This window comes from Rhizobium sp. CF142 (assembly GCF_000281145.1).
GTDB lineage: Bacteria > Pseudomonadota > Alphaproteobacteria > Rhizobiales > Rhizobiaceae > Rhizobium.
The window spans coordinates 1-24546 of the sequence record NZ_AJWE01000102.1; the positions used below are offsets into that span (position 1 = coordinate 1).

At 60.3% G+C, this 24546-nt stretch carries 24 protein-coding genes; 12 read left to right on the top strand and 12 right to left on the bottom strand.

The window, feature by feature from the left end:
- On the top strand, positions 1 to 1328 hold a 1328-nt coding region (locus PMI11_RS23160), incomplete at its 5' end, for a GMC family oxidoreductase (protein WP_007821975.1).
- Entirely contained in the window at positions 1328 to 4222 is a 2895-nt protein-coding gene (locus PMI11_RS23165; protein ID WP_007821976.1) for a patatin-like phospholipase family protein, read from the top strand. The genes PMI11_RS23160 and PMI11_RS23165, both read left to right, overlap by 1 nt.
- 104 nt (positions 4223 to 4326) lie before the next feature.
- On the opposite strand, the gene PMI11_RS23170 is transcribed toward PMI11_RS23165, so the two are convergent.
- Together PMI11_RS23170 and PMI11_RS23175 are read right to left on the bottom strand one after the other, a co-directional pair.
- Positions 4327 to 5598 (bottom strand): RNA polymerase sigma factor, encoded by a 1272-nt coding sequence (locus PMI11_RS23170; RefSeq protein WP_007821977.1) that lies wholly within the window; start codon positions 5596 to 5598, stop codon positions 4327 to 4329.
- A gap of 31 nt (positions 5599 to 5629) precedes the next feature.
- Positions 5630 to 6022: a YciI family protein gene (locus tag PMI11_RS23175; protein WP_007821979.1), complete on the bottom strand. Its 393-nt coding sequence runs from the start codon at positions 6020 to 6022 to the stop codon at positions 5630 to 5632.
- Between the two features lie 300 nt (positions 6023 to 6322).
- Between PMI11_RS23175 and PMI11_RS23180 the strand changes: the two genes are divergently transcribed.
- Positions 6323 to 6544, top strand: coding sequence for a hypothetical protein (locus PMI11_RS23180; protein ID WP_007821980.1), 222 nt, complete (start codon positions 6323 to 6325; stop codon positions 6542 to 6544).
- A 389-nt stretch (positions 6545 to 6933) separates the two neighbouring features.
- On the opposite strand, the gene PMI11_RS23185 is transcribed toward PMI11_RS23180, so the two are convergent.
- Positions 6934 to 7398 carry an Lrp/AsnC family transcriptional regulator gene (locus PMI11_RS23185; protein ID WP_007821983.1) on the bottom strand — a complete coding sequence of 155 codons (465 nt, stop codon included), beginning with the start codon at positions 7396 to 7398 and terminating at the stop codon, positions 6934 to 6936.
- Between the two features lie 162 nt (positions 7399 to 7560).
- Between PMI11_RS23185 and PMI11_RS23190 the strand changes: the two genes are divergently transcribed.
- The 5 genes from PMI11_RS23190 to PMI11_RS23210 all read left to right on the top strand — a co-directional run bounded on the left by PMI11_RS23190 (position 7561) and on the right by PMI11_RS23210 (position 11626).
- The gene (locus PMI11_RS23190) at positions 7561 to 8340 is read left to right on the top strand and encodes an ABC transporter ATP-binding protein (protein WP_007821985.1); all 780 of its coding nucleotides are present in this window, start codon (positions 7561 to 7563) and stop codon (positions 8338 to 8340) included.
- A gap of 44 nt (positions 8341 to 8384) precedes the next feature.
- Positions 8385 to 9158 carry a transporter substrate-binding domain-containing protein gene (locus tag PMI11_RS23195; RefSeq protein WP_007821987.1) on the top strand — a complete coding sequence of 258 codons (774 nt, stop codon included), beginning with the start codon at positions 8385 to 8387 and terminating at the stop codon, positions 9156 to 9158.
- A 12-nt stretch (positions 9159 to 9170) separates the two neighbouring features.
- The gene (locus PMI11_RS23200; RefSeq protein WP_007821989.1) at positions 9171 to 9896 is read left to right on the top strand and encodes an ABC transporter permease; all 726 of its coding nucleotides are present in this window, start codon (positions 9171 to 9173) and stop codon (positions 9894 to 9896) included.
- A gap of 12 nt (positions 9897 to 9908) precedes the next feature.
- On the top strand, positions 9909 to 10598 hold the full coding sequence (locus PMI11_RS23205) for an ABC transporter permease (protein ID WP_007821991.1): 690 nt from the start codon (positions 9909 to 9911) through the stop codon (positions 10596 to 10598).
- 119 nt (positions 10599 to 10717) lie between these two features.
- Positions 10718 to 11626 (top strand): homocysteine S-methyltransferase family protein, encoded by a 909-nt coding sequence (locus PMI11_RS23210; protein ID WP_007821992.1) that lies wholly within the window; start codon positions 10718 to 10720, stop codon positions 11624 to 11626.
- A gap of 52 nt (positions 11627 to 11678) precedes the next feature.
- On the opposite strand, the gene PMI11_RS23215 is transcribed toward PMI11_RS23210, so the two are convergent.
- The 8 genes from PMI11_RS23215 to PMI11_RS23250 form a co-directional block, all read right to left on the bottom strand.
- A complete protein-coding gene (locus PMI11_RS23215; protein WP_157179678.1) occupies positions 11679 to 12008 on the bottom strand; it encodes a helix-turn-helix domain-containing protein in 330 nt (109 codons plus the stop codon).
- 207 nt (positions 12009 to 12215) lie between these two features.
- Positions 12216 to 13103 carry an MBL fold metallo-hydrolase gene (locus PMI11_RS23220; protein ID WP_007821996.1) on the bottom strand — a complete coding sequence of 296 codons (888 nt, stop codon included), beginning with the start codon at positions 13101 to 13103 and terminating at the stop codon, positions 12216 to 12218.
- 45 nt (positions 13104 to 13148) lie between these two features.
- Positions 13149 to 14522, bottom strand: a complete 1374-nt coding sequence (locus tag PMI11_RS23225) for an amidohydrolase (protein WP_244430658.1) — start codon at positions 14520 to 14522, stop codon at positions 13149 to 13151.
- 13 nt (positions 14523 to 14535) lie between these two features.
- The gene (locus PMI11_RS23230; RefSeq protein WP_007822003.1) at positions 14536 to 15156 is read right to left on the bottom strand and encodes a cysteine hydrolase family protein; all 621 of its coding nucleotides are present in this window, start codon (positions 15154 to 15156) and stop codon (positions 14536 to 14538) included.
- A 16-nt stretch (positions 15157 to 15172) separates the two neighbouring features.
- Complete coding sequence (locus tag PMI11_RS23235) at positions 15173 to 15973, bottom strand: ABC transporter permease (protein ID WP_007822006.1); 801 nt, start codon at positions 15971 to 15973, stop codon at positions 15173 to 15175.
- On the bottom strand, positions 15970 to 16842 hold the full coding sequence (locus tag PMI11_RS23240) for an ABC transporter permease (protein ID WP_007822008.1): 873 nt from the start codon (positions 16840 to 16842) through the stop codon (positions 15970 to 15972). Before PMI11_RS23240 ends, PMI11_RS23235 begins: the two co-directional genes overlap by 4 nt.
- A 2-nt stretch (positions 16843 to 16844) precedes the next feature.
- Positions 16845 to 17828: an ABC transporter ATP-binding protein gene (locus PMI11_RS23245; RefSeq protein ID WP_244430659.1), complete on the bottom strand. Its 984-nt coding sequence runs from the start codon at positions 17826 to 17828 to the stop codon at positions 16845 to 16847.
- A gap of 83 nt (positions 17829 to 17911) precedes the next feature.
- Positions 17912 to 19027, bottom strand: a complete 1116-nt coding sequence (locus tag PMI11_RS23250) for an ABC transporter substrate-binding protein (RefSeq protein WP_007822011.1) — start codon at positions 19025 to 19027, stop codon at positions 17912 to 17914.
- A 302-nt stretch (positions 19028 to 19329) separates the two neighbouring features.
- Here PMI11_RS23250 and PMI11_RS23255 point away from each other — a divergent pair, with 302 nt between their 5' ends.
- From PMI11_RS23255 to PMI11_RS23265, 3 genes are read left to right on the top strand one after another with little or no spacing between them, the layout of a single operon-like run.
- A complete protein-coding gene (locus tag PMI11_RS23255) occupies positions 19330 to 19965 on the top strand; it encodes a cysteine hydrolase family protein (protein WP_007822012.1) in 636 nt (211 codons plus the stop codon).
- A gap of 11 nt (positions 19966 to 19976) precedes the next feature.
- Complete coding sequence (locus PMI11_RS23260; protein WP_007822013.1) at positions 19977 to 21407, top strand: MATE family efflux transporter; 1431 nt, start codon at positions 19977 to 19979, stop codon at positions 21405 to 21407.
- 35 nt (positions 21408 to 21442) lie between these two features.
- Positions 21443 to 22162 (top strand): GntR family transcriptional regulator, encoded by a 720-nt coding sequence (locus PMI11_RS23265; protein ID WP_007822014.1) that lies wholly within the window; start codon positions 21443 to 21445, stop codon positions 22160 to 22162.
- A gap of 196 nt (positions 22163 to 22358) precedes the next feature.
- Here PMI11_RS23265 and PMI11_RS23270 read toward each other — a convergent pair whose 3' ends face one another.
- Positions 22359 to 23438: a LacI family DNA-binding transcriptional regulator gene (locus tag PMI11_RS23270; protein ID WP_007822015.1), complete on the bottom strand. Its 1080-nt coding sequence runs from the start codon at positions 23436 to 23438 to the stop codon at positions 22359 to 22361.
- Between the two features lie 227 nt (positions 23439 to 23665).
- Between PMI11_RS23270 and PMI11_RS23275 the strand changes: the two genes are divergently transcribed.
- Positions 23666 to 24499, top strand: a complete 834-nt coding sequence (locus PMI11_RS23275) for an ABC transporter substrate-binding protein (protein WP_007822016.1) — start codon at positions 23666 to 23668, stop codon at positions 24497 to 24499.
- Positions 24500 to 24546 lie beyond the last annotated feature (47 nt).

Consider the following 24546-nt stretch of genomic DNA (forward strand, 5'->3'; position numbering starts at 1 on the left):
GGCGGTGGCTCGCCGCCGCAACGGGCCTCAATCCGACGGGACACGGATGGTGGGGGTGGATGACGACGGAGCGGGCGCTGCCGCTGCGGGCCTTGCGCGACTGGCCGCTGTGGCGGGCGCTCTTGCGCTGCGTCGGCGCGGCGGCCGATGCCTTCGGCAAGCGGGGTTCCGATTGGGAGACGACCGAGATCGACCCAAACGATCGCCGTAACTGGAACGTCGGCGCCTGCGGCGTGCGTGTCACACCGCTTTCGACGCGCCGCCACACCAGGCACGGGCCGCGTGAGCGATTGCTCGACGTGATGAAGCGGCACCCCGACCGCCTGTCGCTTCGCCTGAACACCATGGTCACGCGCATCGAATTTGACGGCAAGCGCGCGGTCGCGGTTCGCTGCATAAACGGGGAGGGGCGCGAGGAAGTCATTCGGGCCGGCCGTGAGATCATCCTGGCCGGTGGCGCCTTCGCCTCGCCCCAGCTTTTGATGCTCTCCGGTATCGGCGATCCCGGCCATCTCAACGAGCACGGGATTACCGTCGTCGAGGCGCTTCCAGGCGTCGGGCGGAACCTGCAGGACCGCTACGAGATCGGTGTCGTCAGCCGGATAAACGAACCCTGGTCGGCCCTCAAGGGTGCCACCTATACGACGCGCGATGCCCATTTCCGGCGGTGGCGCAGATTTCGTATCGGCAACTATACGAGCAACGGCGTCATGTTTTCGCTGACGCTTAAATCCCGCGACACGCTGAGCGAACCGGACCTGCATTGCTTTTCGCTACTGGCTGATTTCCGCGGCTATTATCCTCGTTATTCCGAGCGCATCCGCAAGCCGGATTACATGACCTGGGCGATCCTCAAGGCCTATACCGAAAACCAGGGCGGAACGGTGCGGCTGAAAAGCACCGATCCCGCGGCCCTGCCTGCGGTCGTGTTTCATTCCTTCTTCGAGGGAACCGGCAATTCTGATCTCGATCTCGATGCCGTCGTCCATGCCATCCGTTTCGTCAGGAAGGTCAACGATGCGATGGACGATCTCATCGCAAGCGAAGAGGAACCCGGCCGGCAGAACGAGAGCGACGAGGCGCTTCGCCGCTATGTCGCCGAAAACGCCTGGGGCCATCATGCCTGCGGCACCTGCGCCATCGGCTCCCGCGAAGATGGCAGCGTGCTCGACAGCCGCTTCAGGGTGCACGGCATCGAAGGCCTACGCGTCGTTGATGCTTCGGTCTTTCCCCGCATTCCCGGCTACTTCCTTGCCACTGCCGTCTACATGGTCGCCGAGAAAGCGGCCGACGTCATTCTCTGCGATAGCCAACTGGAAACACGCTGATGGACGAACCCCATCCCCATCGGGAAGCGAGCATCTACAACTGGCTCGGCGAACATGTCCGAGGTTTCGTTCGCTTATGGCGAACGTTTGATGCCTGGCTCAACCAGCCGCTGCCGAAGGGGCGGCGCCTCGCGTGGCGATGGCTCGCCCCCGACGGCTATGCCTGGTTCGTGCCGCTGCTCGCGGGCATTCTGACCCTCGCCATGGCGCTCGGTCCGACCGTCGAGATGCGCTGGGGCAATCTCGGTCTGTTTGCGATCGGGTTCGCGCTTCTTTTCCTGCTGCATGCGGCTGCTGGCCGGCAAGCGATCTTCAACCAGTACCTACTCGCCGGACAGCTGGTGATCCTTGCGGTCCTTGCCGCGCTTCTCATCATCAATTCTCGCCCGGAAACCTACGGCATGATGACGGCACGGCCCCGCCTGCATATCGGCGCCGTGATCGTCTGCGCACTCGTGCTTGCGCTGCCGGCGGCCTGGCTGCTCTCGCGGTGCCTATTCCGCTCCAATGCAGGTGGCGGGCTTGCCGACAGCCTGCCGAAAGTGGAGCTTTTCCTGCCCAAGAATCGCTACGATTTCATGGGCCGCGGACCGATTGCCGCGCTGGTGTCGGCCCTTGTCATCGCCCCAATCCGCTATCCGGTCGAGCTGCTTCTGCCTGGATCGCTGCTGACCCTGTTCGTGCCCGATCACTATCTCTGGTACGCTTTCGTGGTGACCGGTATTGCCGCATGGATCGCCCTTTTCCTCGGCATCCTGTTCGACCGGTTGATGGAAATCCTGCAGACGATCGGGCGTCTTTTCTTCATTGGCCCGCAGCGGGTCATCAGCGTTCTCGTCATTGTCGTCGCAGTGCTTCGCCTCGCTGACGTCCATTACATCACCTATCTCTTCAACGCCGGCTCCGAAGGCTACGGCAATACGACGCTGATGCGCTATATCGCCTTCGCCTATGCCGTCGCCTGGTACTATGCCTTCTGGTGCGATCACTTCGTCGCGCGCCGGCTCATGCGTCTCATGGACAGGGAGCGGCAGACGATCACTCCTGTCGAAATCGCTTACGACTATGAAGGCAGCGAGACCTTGAGCACGGTCCGCAACCAAGGCCGGACAATCGCGCTGCACGGCGCGGGGCGCCTGAAGATCGAGGGCCGCTACGAGGATCAGTACCAGCAGCGGACCAAGGCCGCGTCTGACCGGGCGATTCAGTTCATGACGCCGGCGGAAGTGCTCGCGCAGTTTCGCGCGCAGCTGGAGCGCCTGCCCGCCGAAGAGGTTCCGGCCGGGGACCTGCTTGCGAGCCTGCGCAATTTCCAGCGCTCGACGCTCGTCTATCCCGCCCTCGTCGGCGCCCTGGCCTACGGCCTCATCGGCGGTCCCGCCGTCTTCAGCTTCCTCAGGGCGATCCAGCCGCCGGAACTTGCGATCCGCTCCGAACGGCATGTGGGCAAGCCGCCGGCATCATTCCTGTTCGAAAGCGGTCAACCCAATGGCGGCTGCGGTCCGCTCCAGCCCACAACGCCGAGAATTGCAGTCGTCGCCTCCGGTGGCGGCACGCGTGCGGCGATCTACACAGCCTCGCTTCTCAGGGGGCTGGCCGAGCGCGACCAGATCTGCAATGTCGTCCTGGTCAGCGGCGTCTCGGGCGGCAGTGCCGCGCTCGGCTATTTCGCGCTTCACGAGCAGGAACTTCGCCGGCCGCGCGACAGCATGGACGTCAAGGCATGGGATGATTTTTCGCAAGCCATGGCGCTGCCCTTCATCGAACAGGTAATCGATGGCGCGAGCGACATGCGCTTCGCCTTCGGGCGCTGGCATTGGGCGCCCTCGGCCTGCCGCGAAGCTCAACGGCCGGATGAAGACGTGACAGGCTGGATACCCGCACGCTCGAGGCTGGGCGCGATTCTCGCTGAATCCTTCGTCTGTCATATGGGTGCCGGGACGATGGAAGCGCCGTCCTTCGGCCTGATGCTCAACACTGCGATCGTCGGATCTTTTTCCGATGACAGCCCCTCCTGTCAGGCCGATCGGAGCCTTTCGCTTCCCGAGAGAGCGACACGCTGCCGCCAATTTCTGGATGCTGCCCAGGCGGGCGGACGGCTGGTGCTCACCAATCTTGCCGCGCCTGCGTCTCCGCCGGACGACGGATCGCTGCACATGCAGCTCGTCACACTCGACAATGCGGACATGTCGATTGCGCGCGCCGCAGCCCTGAGCGCAAACTTTCCGCCGGTCTTTCCCGATGCTGCAATCGACATCGAAGCATCCGGCGAAGCAAGGACACGATACTGGGTGACCGATGGCGGAGCGGTCGAAAACCGTGGCGCCATGACGCTCTACTACGCCATCCGCGATGCGTTCCGCTCAGCGCCGCAACCACCGCAGGCACTGCCGCCGCTGCACGTCGTCATCGCCGATGTTTCGGCGCCTGCCGGCCGCTATAGCGAGAGCTTCGGTTTTGGCTCGGTGCTCGGTGCCGGGGGCCAGTTGGGCCTCGGCCTCGAGACGGAGCTTCGTTCCGCGATCGAAAAGCTCTATTGCGATCACAATTCTGGAGTCAGCATCCACGAGATCACCATGCCGCGCGTTTTCCGGGATGGCGGAATCGGGACGCATTGGCTGCTTCCCAATTCGCTCTCATTCACCAATCCCAAGAGCTTGTCGGAGACCGAGATCCTGTCTGCCCGAGACGTCGAAACGCTGGTTTTGGCGCTGCACAGCGATGTCGCGGAAACCTATCAGGACGAGGCCGCAGCAAAGAAAGTCGAGCTCTGGGCTCAGCAGGATGACGTCGCAAAGCATGACGAGCGGTGGAGGGATCTTCTGGCTGGTCTCGCGGGAGCAGGAGGCAAGCACGGTTGCCTGGACATTCAGGCAGGAATGACGGGGCAATAGAAGAGGCAAGCCGGTGTCGCTGGCCGTGATAAACGGCGGAGGCCGATTGGGGCCGCCTTCAGACTATGAATAGCTTAAAGCAAAAGAGTTGCTTCTCAGCCGGATCAACCCTTTGCTGCTGCGGCAGCTTCGCCAGCACGGCGCATGAGGAAATCACGCTCCCTGTTATTTTCGGCAAGCGCGGCTGCCGCTTCAAAGGCTCGCCGTGCTTCGTCGTATCGGCCAAGCTTATAAAGAAGATCGCCGCGGACGCTGGGCAGAAGATGATAGTTCTTCAATGCAGGCTCATCGCGCAGGCTTTCAATGATGTCCAGTGCCGCCTCGGGGCCTTCGACCATGCCGATGGCCACGGCTCGATTGAGTTCGACGATCGGCGAACGCAGAAGCCCGGCAAGTTCCGCATAGAGATCAGCGATCCGCCTCCAATCGGTTTCATCGGCGCTCATCGCTTTTGCGTGACATGCGATGATCGCGGCCTGCAGGGCATAGATCCCGCCGGCGCCGTCAAGCTCTTGTGCCCGCATCAATGCCTTCAACCCGCGCTGAATCTGCAACTGATCCCAGCGGCCGCGATTTTGTTCGAGCAGCAGGATCGGATTGCCGGCAGCATCCGTGCGCGCCGCAGCACGGGACGCGTTTAGCTCCATCAAAGCCAGCAAAGCGTGCGCCTCCGGCTCCCGCGGCGCCACTGACGTTAGGATCCGGCCCAGCCGCAGTGCGTCATTGCACAATTGCAGCCGAAACCAGTTGTCACCGCGGGCGGCAGTGTAACCCTCGTTGAAGATCAGGTAGATGACTTCCAGTACCGAGGCGAGACGCTGCGACAGCTGCTCGCCACGCGGCGTCTCATAGCCCAGCCCCGAGTCCGACAATGCCTTCTTGGCGCGGACGATGCGTTGGGCGATCGCCGCTTCCGTCACCAGAAATGCCCGAGCGATTTCTGATGTCGTCAGGCCGCAGATCATCCGCAAGGCCAGAGCCACACGCGCCTCGCGCGAGATCAGCGGATGGCACGCCGTGAATATCAGGCGCAACATTTCATCGCCGATATCGTCATCCAGAGGAGTGTCTAGATCGGGCATGATCTGCTCTTCTGCCTCCATTTCCCGGACGATCATCTCGTGCTTCTGTTTCAGCATCCGGCGATGCCGCAGATGATCGAGCGCCCGACGCTTGGCAGTGGTCATGAGCCATGCGCCGGGCCGCTCGGGGATTCCCGTCTTCGGCCATCGTTCCAGGGCTACAATCAGCGTTTCCTGCGTAAGATCCTCGGCCAGCGGCACGTCGCGCAGCAATCGTGCCAGGCTGGTGATAAGCCGCGGCTGTTCGATCCGCCAGACCGCCAGGATCGTTTGATGGGTGCCGGCGACCGTCACGGCCATCCGTCCCGATTACGGGTCGAAAGGGTCATGCCCTTGCTTCGGCGAGCGGATCGCAGATCCCCTCCGCACCCGGTTCAAAATAGGCACGCACTTCACACGTGCCTTCCCAGCCGGGCATGAAATCCTTGTGCAGCTGCATGAACTCGACTGCCAGCGCCACGGCCTCCTCCTTGCTTTGCAGTTCGAAGATCGCATAACCGCCGACGACCTCCTTGGCCTCGACGAAAGGTCCGTCGATAACATCCAGCTTGCCCTCACGGATCGTGACGCGGGCACCAGTCGCAAGCGGCATCAGCCCTGCGGTGTCGAGCATGCGGCCGGCCTTGATTTCCCGATCGGCAAGCTTGCCGATAGCCTCGATAAGCTCGGGCGTCGGATGCATCGAATCGGTGGACGTGACGATAGACATGAAACGCATGGGAAGATTCCTCCGGTAGCGAGACGCTGGCACCATTGCCGCTGAACAAGCCCGCTCATATTGACAACGAAGCAGCCTTTCGCAAATCGACAATAATCTTGAAAAAATCGGATTAGAGTAGAGCGCCGGCAAATCCCGCATCCGCAGCTTGGTTCTCGATTTGAAATCATATCCAGACGGCCGAATAAGTGTCGCAGTTCACAAGAACGTTCGATCCTGGACAGATCAAGCCACGTCGGAGGCTGGCCTTTCCCCGCGCGAGTGGGTAAATCCTCGCTGCTGATCACAGGAGCCCAGCGCATGAACGACACAATCAAGATCGACAACCGCGGCGATTTCGGACAATGGGCAATCGAAATGGCCAAGCAGATCGTCGGCGACCAGGGCTTCGAGCTTGCAAGGGCAGCACGGGACGGCACCGATGACGATGTTCGCCAAGCCGGAAACGCCCTGGGTCAGGCGATCACCAACGCGCTCATGGATGTCTATGATGGCCTTCTTGAGGGCGTACCTGAGGAATGAACCGTCAAGGTTCGGTTGGGCCTTGATTGCCACCCAATAAATGGCTGATCCCAACAGGCTCGTCCCAGCCCCGGAGGCTCCTGGAAGCACGCTCGGACCTGATCGGCCCGGCCGATCCCGCTGGGGTGAATTGGGAATTCGTCTCAGGCTGCGTGAAACATCAATCTGCGCAGATAGATCCTCAAAACGACGGCCGCCTGCCAAGATTTGAAGCACGTCCGAATGCTGACGCGGAGGATCGCATTGGTGTCCAATCGATCTGGAGCGCTCTATCGGCGATATAGATACACAGGCACAGAAACCTCACAGCGGAAACTGACGCCGCCGTTAGAGCCTGCTGGGACCCCTCCGCGGCCCAAACCAATGATGGTGGGACCATTGCTTGCGCGTTATTCAAGGGGAACGAAGAGCCCGAGCTTGACGTCTCGCAGCACGACATTCGTGTGCATGCGGCGGATCTGCGGGTTTTCCGCCATGATCAGGGCCGCGATGTCGTCATAGTGTTCGACGTCGCGGGCGGTGACGATCGCGATCAGATCGACCGCGCCTGTGACGTAATAGACCTGCTGTATGTGATCCTGCTTCTCTGCCCAGAGGCGGAACTTCGCCAGCGCGTCGTAATTATCCCGCTCGATCTCCATTCCGACGATGAACACCATCGATGTCCCCGTGGCCTTGCGGTCGACGACGGCCACCTCCGCCTTGATGATCCCCTCCTCGCGCAGGCGCTTCAACCGCCTCTGCACGGCCGAGACCGATAGCCCGACCCGTTCGGCAATCGTTTCGGCTTTCAGCTGGCAGTCGCGCTGAACGATATCGAGAATGTCACGGTCAAAGCGATCCAGTTGTTCCATTGTCCAGTCCAATTCTTGCCGTAGCACTTCAGGCGTTCTGCCGCATTTGCCGCGTGAGGAAGATTATTTTGCATAAAATATGCAGAATGGATGAAAATTGCGCGAAAAAACCGCGTTATTTTATCATTATCCTTCGCAAATTCAGTTCAGCCGGAACCATGCATGTCGGATCAACCCTTTCCTGCTCTTCGCGTCGAAGATCTTCATAAAAGCTTCGGCTCGCAAGAGGTTCTCAAGGGTATTTCGACTGAGGCCCACAAGTCCGATGTGATTTCGATCATCGGTTCGTCGGGCTCCGGCAAGAGCACCTTCCTCAGATGCATCAATTTCCTGGAAATGCCGGATCGTGGCCGGATTGCGGTCAACGGCCAGGAGATTGTGCTGAAGACTGGTCGGGGCGGACGGCTGCAGCCGCGCAGCTGGCGGCAGATCGAGCGGCTGCGGACCGGGCTCGGAATGGTCTTCCAGAGTTTCAATCTCTGGGCCCATCGGACGGTGCTGGAAAACGTCATCGAGGCGCCGGTACACGTCATGGGCATTTCGCGGCGTGAGGCTGTCGAAAAGGCCGAGGCACTGCTCCACAAGGTCGGGCTCTTCGACAAACGCCACGCCTATCCCGCTTTCCTTTCCGGCGGTCAGCAGCAACGCGCGGCGATTGCAAGAGCACTCTGCGTGGACCCTGATGTCATGCTGTTTGACGAGCCGACATCGGCGCTTGATCCGGAGCTGGTCGGAGAAGTTCTGAAGGTCATCCGTGATCTCGCGGAAGAAGGCCGGACCATGCTGATCGTCACGCATGAAATGCGCTTCGCCAGGGATGTCTCGAGCCGTGTTCTCTTCCTGCATCAGGGACGGATCGAGGAAGAAGGTCCGCCGGAGCAGATATTCGGGGCGCCGGTGAGCGCCCGCTGCCGGGAATTTACCGGTCTCAGCGCCAACTGATGCGCGAACTCTCATCGACAACACAAATCAGGAGAATCCTGCGAATGAAACTGCTCCCCACGCTTTTCGCCGGCGCGGCACTCGTGCTTTCCGCCGTCACCGCACAGGCCGAAGTCCGCTTTGGAGTCATGAACGAATCCTATCCCCCCTTCTTCGCCAAGGACGCGTCGGGCCAATGGCAGGGATGGGAAATCGACCTGATGAATGCCGTATGCGAAGAGATGAAGGAGAAATGCTCGATCGTCGACATTTCCTGGGATGGCCTCATTCCGGCTCTCCAGAGCAAAAAGTTCGACGTGATCTGGTCATCGATGTCGAACACCGCGGAACGCTCGAAGGTGATCGACTTCACCGACAAATATTACAACACGCCGAGCACCTTGATCGGTCCCAAGGACCAGAAGCCGGGCGCCACTGCCGAGGACGTGAAGGGCAAGACCATCGGCATCCAGGTGTCGACGATCCAGTCGGAATATTACAAGAAGTATTTCGCCGAGGCTGCTGAGGAAAAAACCTACCAGACGCTCGACGAGGCTTTTCAGGATCTCGCCTCCGGCCGTATCGACTATGTCTTTGGCGATTCGCTGGCGCTTGACGCTTTCCTCAAGAGCGATGGTGGCAAGGATTGCTGCGCCAAGATGGGTGACGTCGCCGATGACAAGGAAATTCTCGGCGCCGGCGTTTCGGGTGGCCTGCGCAAGGAAGACACGGAGCTGAAAGCCAAGCTGAACGCGGCGATATCGGCAGTCCGGGCAAGCGGCCAGTATGACACCATCACCAAGAAATACTTCGATTTCGACATCTACGGCGCAAAGTAAGCAGTCCTAATAATGGCGACCGCGCAACAAGGTATTCTGGACCTGCTGTCTCCCTATCCTCCGGGATGGGGCGGCGTTCTTCTGGCAGGTGCGGTTTCCACGGTCGCCATCTCGGCTTGCGCCTTCACGATCGGCCTGCTGCTCGGCACGGGTGGTGCGCTTGGAAAGCTCTCGGGCAATCGCGCGCTCCGCTTGCTGCTCGATTTCTACACCACGCTGATCCGCGCCGTTCCGGAGCTGATCCTGATCGTCGGGCTTTATTATGCCGGCACCGATGGCCTGAACCGGCTCCTAGCTGCCTTGGACCTGCCACCGGTCAATGTGAACGGCTTCGTCGCGGCCGTCACAGTGCTGGGTTTCGTTCAGGGTGCCTACATGACCGAGGTGCTGCGCGGCGCGATCCTCGCCATTCCTGTCGGCCAGATCGATGCCGCCAAGGCCTTCGGCATGGGACCGATGCTGAGGTTCCGCCGGGTCTTGCTGCCGGCGCTCCTGCCAAACGCCCTGCCGGGTCTTGCCAATCTGTGGATGTCGGTCACCAAGGACAGCGCGCTGGTCGCGGTCGTCGGCTATCAGGAACTGGCGCTCGCCACCCGTCTTGCAGGGGCAAGCACCAAGCACTACTTCATCTTTTTCCTCGCTTCGGCCCTTCTCTATCTCGCCATCACGCTCGTTTCCAACGTCGTCGTCAAACTGATCGAGGGACGGGTACGGCGAGGGCAGCCGCGCCTTGCCTGAAGAAAGCGCCCTATGAGTTTCACCTGGATCTCTTCCTATTGGCCGCTGCTTCTGACGGGCGCCTGGCAGACGGTTTGCCTGCTGGTGATATCAGTGGTGTTCGGCTTCGTCATCGCCATCGGTCTCGCCTTCGCGCAGGTCAGCGGCGGCGGGCTGACACGGATGCTTGCCAGCAGCTACTGCACCTTCTTCCGCGGCACACCTTTATTGATACAGCTGTGGCTTCTCTACTATGGGGTGGGCTCGCTGCTCCCCATGATCCCCGGCATCCGCCAGAGCCTGTTCTGGCCGGTCTTGCGCGAGGGCTTCTTCTTTGCCGCCGTCAGTTTCACGCTGAACTATGCCGCCTATGAGGCCGAGGTGTTGCGCGGCGCGCTGCTTGCCGTTCCCAAGGGGGAACTCGAAGCCGGCCGAGCCTTCGGCCTGTCGCCCTGGATGCTGACCCGTCGCATCTGGCTGCCGCGCGCCATTCGCATCGCCCTGCCGACCATTGCGGGAGAGATCGTCATGCAGCTCAAGGCGACGCCGCTCGCTTTTACGGTGACGGTGATGGATCTCTATGCTGTGGCGAACAAGGTTCGGCAGGACACGCTGCTCGTCTATGAACCGCTGCTGGTCGTCACCCTCTTCTATCTCGCCCTGACCGCAGTGATCGCCCGCATCTTTCGAGGTTTCGAAGCACAGGTGCCGGTTCGTCGCTAGGCCGATGGAAAAGGACTGGCCATGACCTCGCCTACACACGAACCATCTGCACCTCGCCCACTTTGTTATGAAAAGATCGCCGCCGGTCACGGTGCGACAGACTGAATGGAGACCTCTTCGTGAGCACGACCCGAATTCTCGATGGCGGCATGAGCCGCGAGCTGCTGCGGCTAGGCGCGGAACTGAAACAACCGGAATGGTCGGCATTGGCGCTGATCAACTCGCCGGATATCGTCCGCAACGTACACCAGGAATTCATCGCCGCCGGGTCTGAGGTCGTTACGACAAACAGCTATGCGCTCGTGCCCTTTCACATCGGCGAGGACCGGTTTTGGAAGGAAGGGCCGGCGCTGATCCGTCTCGCAGGTCGCCTGGCGCGCGAGGCAGCCGATGCCGTTACGGATCGGAAGGTGCTGGTTGCCGGTTCGCTGCCGCCGATCTTCGGCTCGTACGAGCCGCAGAATTTTCAGCCTTCGCGGGTGCAGGATTATCTCGAGGTGCTTGTCGAAAACCTCGGCCCCTTCGTCGATATATGGCTCGGCGAGACGTTGAGCCTGATTGCCGAGGCAGAGGCTGTCTGTAAGGCGGTAGCGACATCAGGCAAGCCGTTCTGGATTTCCTTCACGGTGGCGGATGACGAGGCAGCCATAAAGGGCGGAGAACCGAAGCTCCGCTCTGAAGAAAGGGTCGAGGACGCGGCATTCTGGGCGGCGTCAACGGGTGCTGAAGCCCTCCTGTTCAACTGCAGCAAGCCCGAGGTCATGCAGTCGGCCGTGGAGACGGCAGCGCGCGTGTTCCGGAAGATGGACGCTCACCTCGAAATCGGCGTCTATGCCAATGCCTTCGAAGGGGAACAGGGCGACGCAGCCGCCAATGAAGGCCTGCACGACACCCGCAACGATCTGAATGACGATGCCTATTCGCGTTATGCCTGCTCCTGGGTCGAAGCGGGTGCGACAATAATCGGTGGCTGCTGCGGCATCGGTGCTGCTCATATTCATCGCTTGAGGAAGACGTTTTTGGATTGAAGCACCCGCCGAAATCGCTCATAGCTTGGGAATTGGCAGCGGCAGCATTGCTTCAGCGGCTCCTTCCGTTGCTGATCTGACCCAGCCGATAGGCGAACTGGGCCCGACTGAGCCCCAGCATACGGGCTGCCCGTGCTACGTTGCCATCTGCTTGCCGGATGGTCATCTGGTAGATCTGGCGGTTGAGATCATCGATAGCGAAGCCACCTCGCTCGATTGTCTGCGCCAGAACGGCCGCCAGGGCTTTGTCTGTTGCCAGAGGTAGCGGCAGCATTCCCATGTCCTCGGCCACGTTTTCGAGCGTCGATGCAGTCACCCGATCTTGCTTCGAGGTGAACGATAATGTTGTCGGAAGTTCCCAGTCTGGCAGTTCGAATCTCATCAAGACCATCATGCGAGGGGGTCGGGGCAGAGGCTCGATCGGATTGCACATCAGCATGAGATTGCAGACCGGCATAGCCTGCATGAACCCGAAACTTCAGTCTGATCCCACGTGCCGCTTGTTCAAGGACGCTCCATAAATCCGGTTCATCGCCCAGGCCGGGTCCGTCAGGGTAGTGGATGTCGTTGGAGAGCGTTCGTAAACGCCTCACCTTTCTCGGAAGGTCTTCAGCAATGCGATATTAGAGGCATGCACATCTTCATAGGCGGGGATGTAGATCAGCGCGCCGCTTTTCACATCCTCACTGACCGCTTCGGCCAGAGGCTTGCGCCAGATCTCCGGTTCTGGCGCCTCGTCACTCATCGCCTCGACATACCGGATCGTCGCGTCGATGAAGGAAGGCTCGTAGCCGCCTGCTAAAATACGATCCGGATCGCCATGGCAGGGGAGGATACGGGCGATGGGAAAGGAACGCAGACGTTTCAGTTCTTCCAGATGCTGCGGCAGGGCGGCAGCATCCGTTATGTAGGTGACGGTGTCTTCGAGTGTGTCGCCGGCAAACAGAAGCCGCTCCTCAGGCAGCCATAGGATCGTCGCATCGGGACTGTGGATGTTGAACTCGTGGAGTTCAATCGCGCGGCTTCCGACCGTGATCGACCGGTTGCCGTCGAACAGGCTGCTTGGCATGATGACAGGATCGATCTTCGGCAGGCGGGCAGCGATGCGCGGTTTTTCCGCTTCGAGAAGCCGGGCGGTCGCGCCATTCGCGACGATGATGCAATCGGCAAATACCTCGTTGCCGGCGATATGGTCGTTGTGGAAATGGCTGAGGACGACCGTGATCTTCGATATGTCTCGCGCTTCCAGATGGGCGCGGATGGCGCGGGCATGGTCTAGGCTTATGTGAGTGTCGTAGACGAGCGCCTCATTGCCATCGACGATCGCATAGGATGCGATGCCGAGGCTGAAGGCGCCGTCGTCGAGCCAGTTGGGCCCTTCCGAATAGAGCCGCTTGCCGGCGATGCGCCCGTCATAATAGGCGAATATGCCTGGATAGGGTTCGAATATGCGGAAGTCGTCAAGCATGCCCTTCATTCGTTCCTCCCGGGTATCAGCCTTTATACCATGATGAGCGGCGCTTCAGCGCGCCCAGGTCGCGTCCCAGAAGGACTGCGGATCCTTTGCCAGCACGTCGGAAATCGTCGGTGCCGGTTCGGGAATACGCTTGCCGCCGGTGCGTTTGCTAAGTTCCGCCTTGGCGGTAGCGATCGTTTCCGGCGATGCCAGCAATGTGATCGCGCCCATGGCAAGCGCTTCCGACGCCATCAGCGGCCCCGGACTGCTCGACGAATGTCCTGACAGCGCTGTCCATGCCCAGTGATGGATCGGCACATTGTCTGGATAGGCCCAGTTAACCCGTCCGAGCGGGATATGCCAACTGATGTCGCCGTCATCCTGGCCGTAATAATCGATGCCAGTGTCGAAATATTCGAGTTCACGATGCAGCTTGAAAGGTTTGCCGGGATCACAGGCGGCGGAAAGCTGCTCCATCCATTCGATATCGGTTTCGGTCCAGCGCGGCGGACCGATTTCCCTCAGGCACGTATCCAGTACGCGTCCGACGGTGTCATTGCCGAGATAACCGCGGCAATTGGCGATCTGTTCGGCCACCAGTTCGACGCCTTGTTCGGCAGCGATCCGGCTGTAGGTGTCGAGCATCAGCTGGTAACCTTGCTGCACTATGTCGAAGTCATGATGCCGAACGGAGGACCAGAGGCGCACTTCCTCGGGCGTCACGCCGGGTGTAATGCCCGCGAAGCGATAGACGTGCTTCAGTTGGAGGCCGGGAACCTCCTTGCGGAGGCTGTCGAATTCCGCGTAGGCAGCTTCTGCGGCTAGCAGTGCGTTGCGGGTGGCAGTCTTGCCGCCATGGGCGCTTTCGCCGATGAATTTGAATTCGCCGCTCGCCATGGCATGGCATGGCCGGGCAAGCGAGCCGTTCTGGTAGTCGCCGTGCGAGGTCAGGACGAGGTCGAGCCCGTCAAACACGCCGGCTGCCTGCAGCGCAAGCTTGCCCCAACCGATCTCCTCGGCCGGGCAACCGACGATGACGATCTCGCCAGGCAGGCCGAGTTCGATCATCGCCTTTGCGGCGGCGATGCCGGCGCCGGTATTGGCCGGGCCGATGTGATTGTGGCCGCAGCCATGGCCGGGCAGGCGACGATTGCCCTGCCGGTAGGGAACCGCGTCATTGTAGAGGCTCGGCAGCGCATCGTATTCGATCAGGATGCCGACTTTCGGGCCGTCGCCTTTGGCGATGCGGGCGATGAAAGAGGTCGGCACGCCGCCGACGCCGCGCTCGACCGAAAAACCGTGCCGTTCGATGAAGCCGCAGAGGATCGCCTGCGACTTGTATTCCAGCGCCGGCAGTTCCGGCACGTTCCACATCTCCGCAAACAGTTGCTCTATTTCTGCGGCAAGCCCCGACCAGATGCGGCGTGTTTCCGTCTTCATGCGATCCTGCATGTCAGGCAGCCTTCCCCTGTTTGAAGGCGAGGAATGCTTGGTTGATTTCTGCGGCGGTGCGGCGGGCGCCATGCTGCAGATATTCCATATTGGCGAGCGCGGCGTCATGCGCCTCGATCGAGGATCCCGCGACGCAATCCTCGACGACGCGGCAATGGTAGTCGGACTGGTGGCCGTCCGCGAAGGTATAATGGACGCAGATATTCGTGAGGCCGCCGACGAGGATCAGCGTCTCAGCTTTCAGGCCACGCAGCAGGATCTGCAGGTCGGTACCGATAAAGCCGGAATAACGGCGCTTGACGATCACGTAATCGTCGTCGCGCAGGCCGACTTCCTCGGCGGCGATCTTGGTGCCCTCCCAGTCTTCGCGCAGGTGCATGTCTTCGTCGCCATCCATTTCGCGGCCGTAATCGACGCCGCTCCTGCGGTGGCTTTCCTGCAGGAAGATGATCGGCACGCCGCCTTCGCGGGCGGCATCGATGACGGTACGCGCCTTGCGCATGCGCTCGATTATGCCCGGCATCAGGGGGATCGAGCCATCATCGTCGAAACCGACTTTCTGGATGTCGACGACGATCAGGACCGGCTGGCCGACGATCATGGGGTTTTGCTTCTTTGGCATGGGATGCTCCTTCGATCTAGAAACGTGCACCGAGAAGTTTCGGAAGATTGCCCAGGCGAGCAACGGTGATGAAGCCGAACAGACCAATCAGCATGAACAGGACGGCGCCGACGCACATGGTTGGCGAGAAGCCGGTGCGCATGTTGGAAAAGATCTTGACCGGCATCGTCTCGGCGGTGAAACCCGCCACCATGAAGGCGATCACATATTCGTTGAGGCTGAAGATCGCGACGAAAATAAAGCTCGAGACGACGAAAGGCAGGACCATCGGTATGGCGACAGTTCTGAGGATATCGTTTTCGCGCGCGCCCATCGTCCGGGCGGCCTCGACAAGCGACTTGTCGATCCCCGAAAAGCCGAGCGAGATCATCACCAGCGGCACGGCGATGAAGGTCACGGCATGGCTGATGACGATATTCTCGATCTGGCCGACATGCCGGACCGTACCCCAGAACAACAGGAACAGGACGGCGATGACGACGGGCGGCAGGATGAAGGGAACGCCCGCCATTCCGGCCAGCAGCTTTGCAAAGCGCGAATCGGTCTTCCACTGGATATAGGCGATCGGAAAAGCGACAGTGATCGTCAGAAGCGAAGAGGCGATCGCGATGATGACGGAGCGCAGGAAGGCCGAGGTCCATGCCGGATCTTCCATGAAGGTCCAATACCAGCGCAGGCTGATATTCTGCGGCGGAAAAGTCATCTGCGCTGTGGTGTTGAAGCTGACGCCTGCAACGATAATGAGCGGCGCCGCCAGGAAGAAGGCCAGGCAGAGGAGGAAGAACTGGCGCACGAATTTGAGAACAAACCGGCTCATGACGTGTATCCTTTGCCGCCGATGCGGCTGATCACCAGGATCATCGCGCCGGTGACCATCATCAGGAAGACTGCGATTGCCGAGGCCTGCGGCAGGTTCTGGGCGGAATTGGCGACTTCGCTGATGATGACGCCGATCGTCCAATTGCTCGGGCCGCCGAGCACGAGCGGTGCGACATAGGCACCGATCGTCATCACCACAGTCGTCAGATAGGCGGTGGCGATCGGTTTACGCATGAGGGGCAGAAGCACGTTGAAGAAGGCTCGGATCGGGGGCGCGCCCATGGTGGACGCCGCTTCCATATAGGAAGCATCCATGCGCGACAGGCCGGGATAGATGGTCATCACGTTAAAGGGGATGACGACATAGATCAGGCAGCTGACGACGGCATAAAAGCTCGGGGTCAGCGATACCGGCTTGTCGAGGAAGCCGAGGAAGACGGCGATGTTCGATATGCCGACCCGCTTGGAGAGAATGATCTGCCAGGAAAAGGTGATCAGCACCTCGGACAGGGCAAGCGTCGTCAGCAAGCCGATCAGCCAGACGATCTGCGCCTTGCGGCTCATCCGGGTGATGAAATAGGTCGCCGGAAAGGCGATGATCATGCTGAGCGTGGCGACCGTCAGCGCCAGCCCGAGCGAGAAGGTCAGCCCATTCATCACCATGGGCTGGAACAGGCTTGCCATCGCTTCGAGCGACCAGCCGCTGCCCTGGTAATAAGCGGGATCGACGCGGGCGACACTGACGCGCAGTAAAAGCACGAAGGGCACGCCGAAAAAGGCGACGATCATGAAGAACGGCCAGAGCAGGCCGAGCGCCACCGACAGACGCTGCCGGTTCATGCCGTCTTGTCCGGATACGAGCGACATGGTCAATCCTCCAGCACGGTCACCGATCCCGGTGCGAAGGAGATGGAAAATTCGCTTGCGCCTTCGAGCTCAGCCCAGGCGGCGGGGGCGAGCGAGGCGACCACTTGGCGGCCACCGCTTTCGAGAAAGACTTCGACGCTCGAGCCGAGGTCGCGCACGAAGGTGGCCGTTCCGAAGGGGCCGGCGCTACCGGCGGACGGCCGGCTGATGAGAGTGCTTTCCGGCCGGGCGCAGACCGTCACGCGATCCCCCGTCTTCAGTGGGGCGGAAGCGGGGCTGGTGGTGACGACGCTTTCGCCGATCCGTACATGCTCGCGATCGATGAGAATGCCGTCGGCAAGATTGCTCTGGCCGATGAAGTCGGCGACGAACCGGTTGACCGGCTTGCGGTAGATATCGACCGGGCTGCCGACCTGCTGCACCTTGCCATGCGCCATGACGACGATCTGGTCGGCAATGGTCATCGCCTCGCGCTGGTCGTGTGTGACGAAGATCGTGGTGATCTTGAGCTTTTGCTGCAACTGCCGCAATTCGACCTGCATATGGTCGCGCAGCTTCGCATCGAGCGCCGAGAGTGGTTCGTCCATCAGGAAGAGAAGCGGCTCCTGGGCCAACGCGCGGGCAATCGCGACGCGCTGGCGCTGGCCGCCGGAGAGCTGATCAACCCGCCTCGACTGCATTCCAGGCAGATCGACCAGCCTCAGAAGCTCGTCGATCCGTTCCTGCTTGTGGTGCTTTGCCATCGTGCGATAACGAAGGCTATAGCCGATATTGCCGGCCACATCGAGATGCGGGAACAAAGCAAGGGCCTGGAACACCATTCCGAAGTTTCGTTCGTTCGTCGGAACTCCGGTGATGTCGCGACCGTCGAGGCGCACCGTGCCGCTGCTGGGCTGCTCCAGACCGGCGATGATGCGCATCAGGGTCGTCTTGCCGCAGCCGGACGGACCGAGAAAGCAGACGAACTTACCCTGTTCGATACTCAATGAGACGTCGGAGACGACCGTGTTTGCACTGAAGGACTTCGTGAGGTGTGAAATTTCCAGGCCTTGCATCATTCCGTCCAGACTTACTGACCGAGCATCTTGAGCATCTGCGTCGAGATGTAGTCGGCGTTCTTCACCTTTGCGGCGGAAGCGACGACAATCGGTTTTCCAGTGAAGGAAACCGCGTTGAATTCGTCGTCCGTGAGCGTGAGCTTCGAACGCTCGATCAGCGGAGCGGCGCCGACATTGCGTGCGATCAGCTCGTGGCACTCCGGCGTGGCGCTCCAGTCGAGGAAGGCGATCGTCGCGTCGCTCACTTGAGAGACCTTCGGAACGCACCATGCGTTGTAGCCGAGCACGGCGCCTTCCTTCGGGAAGATCGAGGCGACGTCGGTGCCTTCCTTCTTCATGATCATCGAAACGTCGTGGAAATAGAGACCGCCGACGACCTCGTCGTTCTGGTAGGCGCTCTGCATCGAGCCTTCGTCGGTCCACCAGAGCTTTGCATTGGGCTTCAGTTCGGCGATCTTGGCGATGACCTTGTCGATGCCTTCCTGGGTATCAAGCGTCGAGGGGCCGCCGAAATAGACGGAAGCGACGATGTCGAGCAGCACGCTGTTGCCGCCGCCCTGCAGGCCCCAGGCCGAAGCACGCGGCTTCCAGAGTTCCGTCCAGCTGTCGGGTAGCTTTTCGAATTCGGATGGATTGGCGATCAGGGTAATATACCAGGCCATGGCGCCGACACCGTCGACCTTGCCGTCTTCGCTATAGACGAAGCCGTCCATCAGGTTGCCGAGGTTCTTCAGCTTCGAGCCTTCGACCGTTGCCCAGAGGCCACGCTGGCGGCCGCGGATGACGTCCGCCTGGCCGGCGCAGCAGATATCCATGGGGGCCGAGCCTGCCTGGATCGCCTGGCCGAGCTGGACCAGGAACTGCGAGCTGCCGGATTGCGGGATCGACTGGACCGCGATGCCGGTCTGCTTGGTGAAGGCCGGATAGACGCTCTTCGCGAAAGCTTCCTCGAAGAAGCCGCCGAAGTTCGAGACCCTGAGCGTCGCTGCGGCATAGGAGGGTCGCACGAAGGGCGCCGAAAGGATCGACGCTGCGGCAAGGCCGCCGGCGGCCTTCAGGACCGATCTGCGCGATATCGCCGAGTTGCTGTCCTGGCCGGAAGGCGAGGAGGGCTTTCTGGATGCCATGCTATGTTCTCCTTAACTGTCCTCTTGAGCGGATGACCAATTGCTATGCAACGCCTGTGCCAAATTAAAATAATCGTTTGAAAGCATATAATTACAGAAAAAATGACGGTTTTTATTACTTTTATTGCAGCTTAAATCTTGAAGGGAAATAGGCATATGCCCAAATAATATGCGCATTGTATGCAATATTGCATACTGAAATTCGTCGTGTATAATCCTCGCCGTGAAAGCCGTTTCTCACGCCTTTTAATGGGCAAAGGCGAGCGATGGCCTTGGTGTTTATTCAAAGCGAGCGAGTGAAAATGACGTCTGGAAATCCGATCGTGCCGAAGCCTATGATCGTTGGGCGTGCCGCCCTGATCGTTGTCGATATTCAAAAATCGGGCTTCATGCCGCGTCCGAAGACGTCGCGTCTGGAATTCATGGGCGATCATATCGAGCGCAACTGGCGTGCGAAGTCGGTGGTGGATGCGGCCCGCAAGGCCGGCATTCCCGTCATCTTCGTGCAGGAAGCCCATCGCGATAACCTGATCGACTTCGGGCGCGAGCTGGATGGTTCGGAAAGCATCCATTGCCTCGAAAGCTCGCCGGGCACGCCATTCCCGGTCGAGGAAATGGAGATGCGTTCGGACGACCTGCGCATTACCAAGCGCCGCTATTCGGTCTTCTACGGCACCGAAATGGAAATCCTGCTGAAAGCCGTCAAAGCCGAGACCCTGTTCTTCGTCGGCGGCTTCACCGATGTCTGCATCCATTACAGCTTCGTCGATGCGCACCAGGGCGATTATTACTGCCGCGTCATCGAGGATTGCGTATCCGGTTCCGGGCAGGCTGCACATGATGCGGCGCTGGTCGCCATGGAATATCTGCAGGCCGGTGCCCGCCGCAGCGCCCAGGAGGTCATTGATGCCTTCGCCGGTCAGGTCGTCGCAGCCTGATCGGGACAAGCATGAGCCGTACGACATGGAATGAACTGCGCTCGCAGGCAGGCATCGCAGCTCCCCTGGCGGTGACCCAGGCGAGCCAGCTCGTTATGAGCTTGGCGGCGAGCGTCATGCTCGGCCGCCTCAGCGGCTCGGCGCTCGCGGCCGGTGGCCTCTGCGCCATCTTCATCCAGGCGCTGACGGTCGTCTCCCAGGGTGTGATCGCCGGCGCGCACCCGCTGATGGCGGCCGCAAAAGGAAGAAGCGAAACGGGGACGGTTGAGGAGGATGGCGCAGCCTATGCCTACGGCGGGGCCGTGCTGGTCGGCCTCGTTTTTTCGCTCCTATCGATGACAATCCTCCTCAATCTGCCGTCCGTACTTGCGCCGTTCGGTGTCGCGTCCGAAATTCTTGGCGATGTAGAGCAGTTCATCAGTCGGGCGGCCTGGGCGCTGCCAGCTATCCTGTGGATCGCTCCGATCCGTCTCTATTGCTCGGTATCGGGAAAATCCTGGCTGATCATGGTATCGGTCGGGCTTGGGGCGCTCTGTTATGTACCGCTTCTATCGGTTCTCACCTTTGGTGCCTTCGGCGATCCCGGCCATGGGATTGCGGGTGCCGGCCTCGCCTATGTGATCGCCTGGTGGCTGATCGCCGGTGGTTTGACGGCCTATGCAATTGCACGAGGACATTTGCCGCTTTCGACGTTCCGCAGCGCCTTTCCGACGGCGGCAAAGGCGGCGAGGGATGTCTGGTCGATCGGCTGGCCAATCGCGCTGATCTATGCGGCGGAGCTCGGTATGACGCTGGTGCTGACACTGATTACCAGCGGCTTGGGGACGGTTGCAATCGTTGCCAACCAGATTGCCTATACGCTGAATAACATCGCCTTCAACCCGATCGTTGCGATTGGCCAGGCGGCAACCGTCCGCGTCGCCTACCATCTGGGTGCCGGCAGAGACGCGGCCGCCCGGCTAGCTGGCAATATCTCACTGATCGCCGCAGCCGGCCTGATGGCGCTGTTCGGCGCGATCCTGCTGGTGGCGTCAGAAGACATCACCGGCACGTTCCTCGCTGAAGAGGCCGCCGATTTTTCGGCGATCCAGGCGCTGGCGCAAAAGCTGATCATGATCCTCGCGGCGTTTCTCATCTTCGATGGCATACAGTCGGCAGCCAATGGCGCCCTGCGCGGTTTGAAGGACACGAGAGTGCCGATGATCATTGGTCTCTGCGGTTATTGGCTGCTCGGCATGCCAATCGCAATCTTTCTCGCCTTCGGACTCGGTCTCGGCGCCGTCGGCATCTGGTTCGGCGTATTGGTGGGCATTACAAGCGTCGCCTGCACGCTTCTCCTGCGCTGGAGGAGGCTTGCCGATAGCGCGGTTATATCGGTGACGGGTCCGTCCAATACACGCCGAGGTCGAAGCATGTTGCGCAAGCTCACCAGTCCGACATAAGAATACTCGCAAAGATGGCCGCTTTGGACAACATAATGAAGACTAGACCCCGCCGGGGCGAAGACAATTCCTTGATCAAGGAAGCCGGATCGCGGCGGAAGCTGACGCGTGCCGAAGAAGTGCGCACGCGCCTTGCAGACGATATCGTCGATGGCAAGCTCTCGCCGGGAATGCCGCTCGACGAGACCGAGATTGCCGCAAGCTACGGCGTTTCGCGAACCCCCTTGCGGGAAGCCATCCGGGACCTGGCAGCCATGGGCCTCGTTGAGACGCGGCCGCATCGTAGCGCAATCGTCACCCGTCCTTCGCCGGAACATCTGCGGCAGATGTTTCACGTAATGGCGGAGCTTGAAGCGCTTTGCGCAAGCCTTGCCGCCGCCAGCATGACCCTTTCGGAACGGCGCAATCTCGAGACCATTCACGAAGGCCTTGCCCAGATTCTCAAGGAAAACGATCCGAGCCATTACCATGTGCTCAACGAGAAGTTTCATGCGGCGATCTATGCCGGCAGCCACAACGCCTACCTTGTGGAGATCACGCTCGCGACACGTCGGCGGCTATCGCCGTTTCGTCGCGCACAGTTTCTGACCACAGGACGTTTGGCGAAATCGTACAAAGAACATGACGCGATCCTCGTCGCCATCCTGCAGGGCAACCGCGAACTTGCCGCCGATACGATGCGAAGCCATATCCTCACCGTCGAGGATTCCTACGAGGAATATGCCGGCTTAAAAGCCCCGTCCGTTTCTCTGTAGCGGCGGTGCTTAGAGCTCTTGTCGATCGCAAAATAGGACGATTGTGACCAGTGCGATTCGGCGGGATTGGTCGTCTGGGCCGCCCGAAAAGGGCGCTGACGCGCATTTGCTGATGGTTTCGAGCGCGTTTTGCTGATTCAGTAGATGTGCCGTCATGATGGGCGCAAGGACAGTACCGTCCGGATCGCGTGGAGGGCTATCGCGGTAGGCTCGGAGCGCTGGAGATAGACGCACGTTCAACGAATTCTGTCTGAAGGACGACTTCGCGTCCTGGCCCCGCAAACCCGTTCAAGCGCTCGACGAGAAGACGCGCAGCCATTTCACCAAGTTGATAGACCGGTTGGCGCACGACCGTTACGGGAGGAGAGGTGACCGCGGTCCAGTCGGCATCATGAAATGAGATGAGTGACAGATCATCTGGAATTGCCAGCCCGATCGTGCGGCTTGTCTTGAACACTTCCAGCCCGATCACGCTGTCGGAGGCGATGATTGCCGTTGGACGATCCTTTGCCTCGAGCAGCCGCTCGGCGATCTGACGCGTTTGCTCGGGGATCACGGCGCCCATGTGAATCCAGTGTTCGACCGGGCCAAGACCGGCCTCGCGACAGGTGCTAAGAAACCCCTCAATTCGTCTGCGGACAGAACCGGTATTGATGTCACCAGGCGTTCGGAAAAGGTGATCGGGTGTGTCGCAGGCCGTGAGATAGGCGATATGGCGGTGTCCCAACGCGATAAGCTGGCGTGTGACACCCTCGGCTGCCTGCCGGTCGTCGGCAATGACCGTATCAACCTCGAAAGCATTGATGCCGCGGTCCAGCAACGCCAGTGGCCGTCCTGAACCGACAACCTCCCGAAGATGCTCAACGTCGGTCTCCTTGGCCGGAGAGACGATCAGGCCGTCTACCCGCTTGGCAATCAGCGTCCGGATCGCGGCTTTTTCTGCCGATACGTCTTCCCCTGAATTGATAAGGATGACGGTAAAGCCGGCTTGCCGGGCGACGTCTGTGATCCCGCGCATCGCGAGGCTGAAGAAGGGGTTTTCAATATCGCCCACGACCACGCCGATCGTGCCGGAACGTCCCGTCGTCATACTGCGTGCAAGTTCGTTGGGCCGATAGTCGAGCGCGCGGGCGGCGGCGGTGACGGCATCGCGCACCCGATCGCTGACGGTTCCATAGCCGCCGAGCACGCGCGCAGCGGTTGCCTTTGATACGCCCGCCTTGCGCGCGACATCGGCCACCGTAACGGAGGCGGTTTGAGGTGAGTTCGGATCCATGAAAACTAGCCTTACAAGAGATATTGACGACTAGCAAATGCGAAGATAACAATTGATAAAAGCCAGTGAGACCGGTCTCAATTTAAAAAGAGACCGGTCTCATATAAAAATCTATCGAAATCCGACATGCGATCGCATGGGCCGGACGTGCGGTTTCTGCCGTCGCCCGGATGGGACCCCTGCGTCGTGGAAAATCGCAAACGATACCACCAGAGGAGAATGAAACGATGAAATTTCCCGAGATTGTCACGTCCCCCTTCGCCAGAATTCGCGTCGCCCTTTTTGCAATCGCCCTTGGCCTTTCAGCAGGTGCAGCGCCGGCCTCTGCCGAAGATAATCCTTATGGCCTGATCGATCCGGGTGTTATCAGCGTTGGCACGATGGGTGACGCCAAGCCCTACGCTTTCACGACCGCTGACGGCAATTTCACCGGCTTTGACATCGAACTTTTTCTCAATGTCGCCGAGCGCATGGGCTTCAAAAAGGAACGGGTGGTCTTCACTGGCCAGGAATTCTCGGCCCTTATGCCATCGGTCGCCAATAGCCGCTTCGACGTTGCGGCCGCAGCGATCGGTACCATCGCAAAGCGCAAGGAGACGGTCGATTTCTCTGATGGCTACCTTGCGGGTTACCTCACCGTGTTGACGTCGGATGCCGGCATTACCGACGTTGCGGGCCTCAAGGGCAAGCGGCTCGGCGTCGTGCAGGGAACGCTGCAGGAAATCTATGCACAGAAGAACTTCACGAGTGCCGATCTCGTGAAATTTCCGGACAACAATTCCGCTGTGTCGGCCCTCAACAACGGAACGGTCGATGCGCATTTCCTCGACTACGAGGCTGCCAAGGACTATTCGGCGCGTTACCCGGTGCTGAAGGTGGCGATCAACATCCCGAGTTTTGATGCACCGGCCGGCTTCGTCGTCCGCAAGGGCAACGACGCATTGCGCGAAGCTCTGAGCAAGGGTCTTCATGCCGCCATGCAGGACGGAACCTGGAAGAAGCTCCACGAGAAATGGTTCCCCGGCACCCCTATGCCAGACGCCTATCTTCCCAAGCAGTGATGCCACCTTCCGGTCCGACCTCTGTTGGTCGGGCCGGCCTTTCTTGC

Coding starts and splice junctions, on each gene's coding strand:
- PMI11_RS23240 (WP_007822008.1), bottom strand. CDS start 16,842: ATGTCGCTCGTATCCGGACAAGACGGCATGAACCGGCAGCGTCTGTCG.
- PMI11_RS23200 (WP_007821989.1), top strand. CDS start 9,171: ATGGCGACCGCGCAACAAGGTATTCTGGACCTGCTGTCTCCCTATCCT.
- PMI11_RS23195 (WP_007821987.1), top strand. CDS start 8,385: ATGAAACTGCTCCCCACGCTTTTCGCCGGCGCGGCACTCGTGCTTTCC.
- PMI11_RS23270 (WP_007822015.1), bottom strand. CDS start 23,438: ATGGATCCGAACTCACCTCAAACCGCCTCCGTTACGGTGGCCGATGTC.
- PMI11_RS23255 (WP_007822012.1), top strand. CDS start 19,330: ATGACGTCTGGAAATCCGATCGTGCCGAAGCCTATGATCGTTGGGCGT.
- PMI11_RS23165 (WP_007821976.1), top strand. CDS start 1,328: ATGGACGAACCCCATCCCCATCGGGAAGCGAGCATCTACAACTGGCTC.
- PMI11_RS23190 (WP_007821985.1), top strand. CDS start 7,561: ATGTCGGATCAACCCTTTCCTGCTCTTCGCGTCGAAGATCTTCATAAA.
- PMI11_RS23275 (WP_007822016.1), top strand. CDS start 23,666: ATGAAATTTCCCGAGATTGTCACGTCCCCCTTCGCCAGAATTCGCGTC.
- PMI11_RS23235 (WP_007822006.1), bottom strand. CDS start 15,973: ATGAGCCGGTTTGTTCTCAAATTCGTGCGCCAGTTCTTCCTCCTCTGC.
- PMI11_RS23260 (WP_007822013.1), top strand. CDS start 19,977: ATGAGCCGTACGACATGGAATGAACTGCGCTCGCAGGCAGGCATCGCA.
- PMI11_RS23225 (WP_244430658.1), bottom strand. CDS start 14,522: ATGAAGACGGAAACACGCCGCATCTGGTCGGGGCTTGCCGCAGAAATA.
- PMI11_RS23230 (WP_007822003.1), bottom strand. CDS start 15,156: ATGCCAAAGAAGCAAAACCCCATGATCGTCGGCCAGCCGGTCCTGATC.
- PMI11_RS23215 (WP_157179678.1), bottom strand. CDS start 12,008: ATGAGATTCGAACTGCCAGACTGGGAACTTCCGACAACATTATCGTTC.
- PMI11_RS23185 (WP_007821983.1), bottom strand. CDS start 7,398: ATGGAACAACTGGATCGCTTTGACCGTGACATTCTCGATATCGTTCAG.
- PMI11_RS23205 (WP_007821991.1), top strand. CDS start 9,909: ATGAGTTTCACCTGGATCTCTTCCTATTGGCCGCTGCTTCTGACGGGC.
- PMI11_RS23175 (WP_007821979.1), bottom strand. CDS start 6,022: ATGCGTTTCATGTCTATCGTCACGTCCACCGATTCGATGCATCCGACG.
- PMI11_RS23220 (WP_007821996.1), bottom strand. CDS start 13,103: ATGAAGGGCATGCTTGACGACTTCCGCATATTCGAACCCTATCCAGGC.
- PMI11_RS23250 (WP_007822011.1), bottom strand. CDS start 19,027: ATGGCATCCAGAAAGCCCTCCTCGCCTTCCGGCCAGGACAGCAACTCG.
- PMI11_RS23180 (WP_007821980.1), top strand. CDS start 6,323: ATGAACGACACAATCAAGATCGACAACCGCGGCGATTTCGGACAATGG.
- PMI11_RS23265 (WP_007822014.1), top strand. CDS start 21,443: ATGAAGACTAGACCCCGCCGGGGCGAAGACAATTCCTTGATCAAGGAA.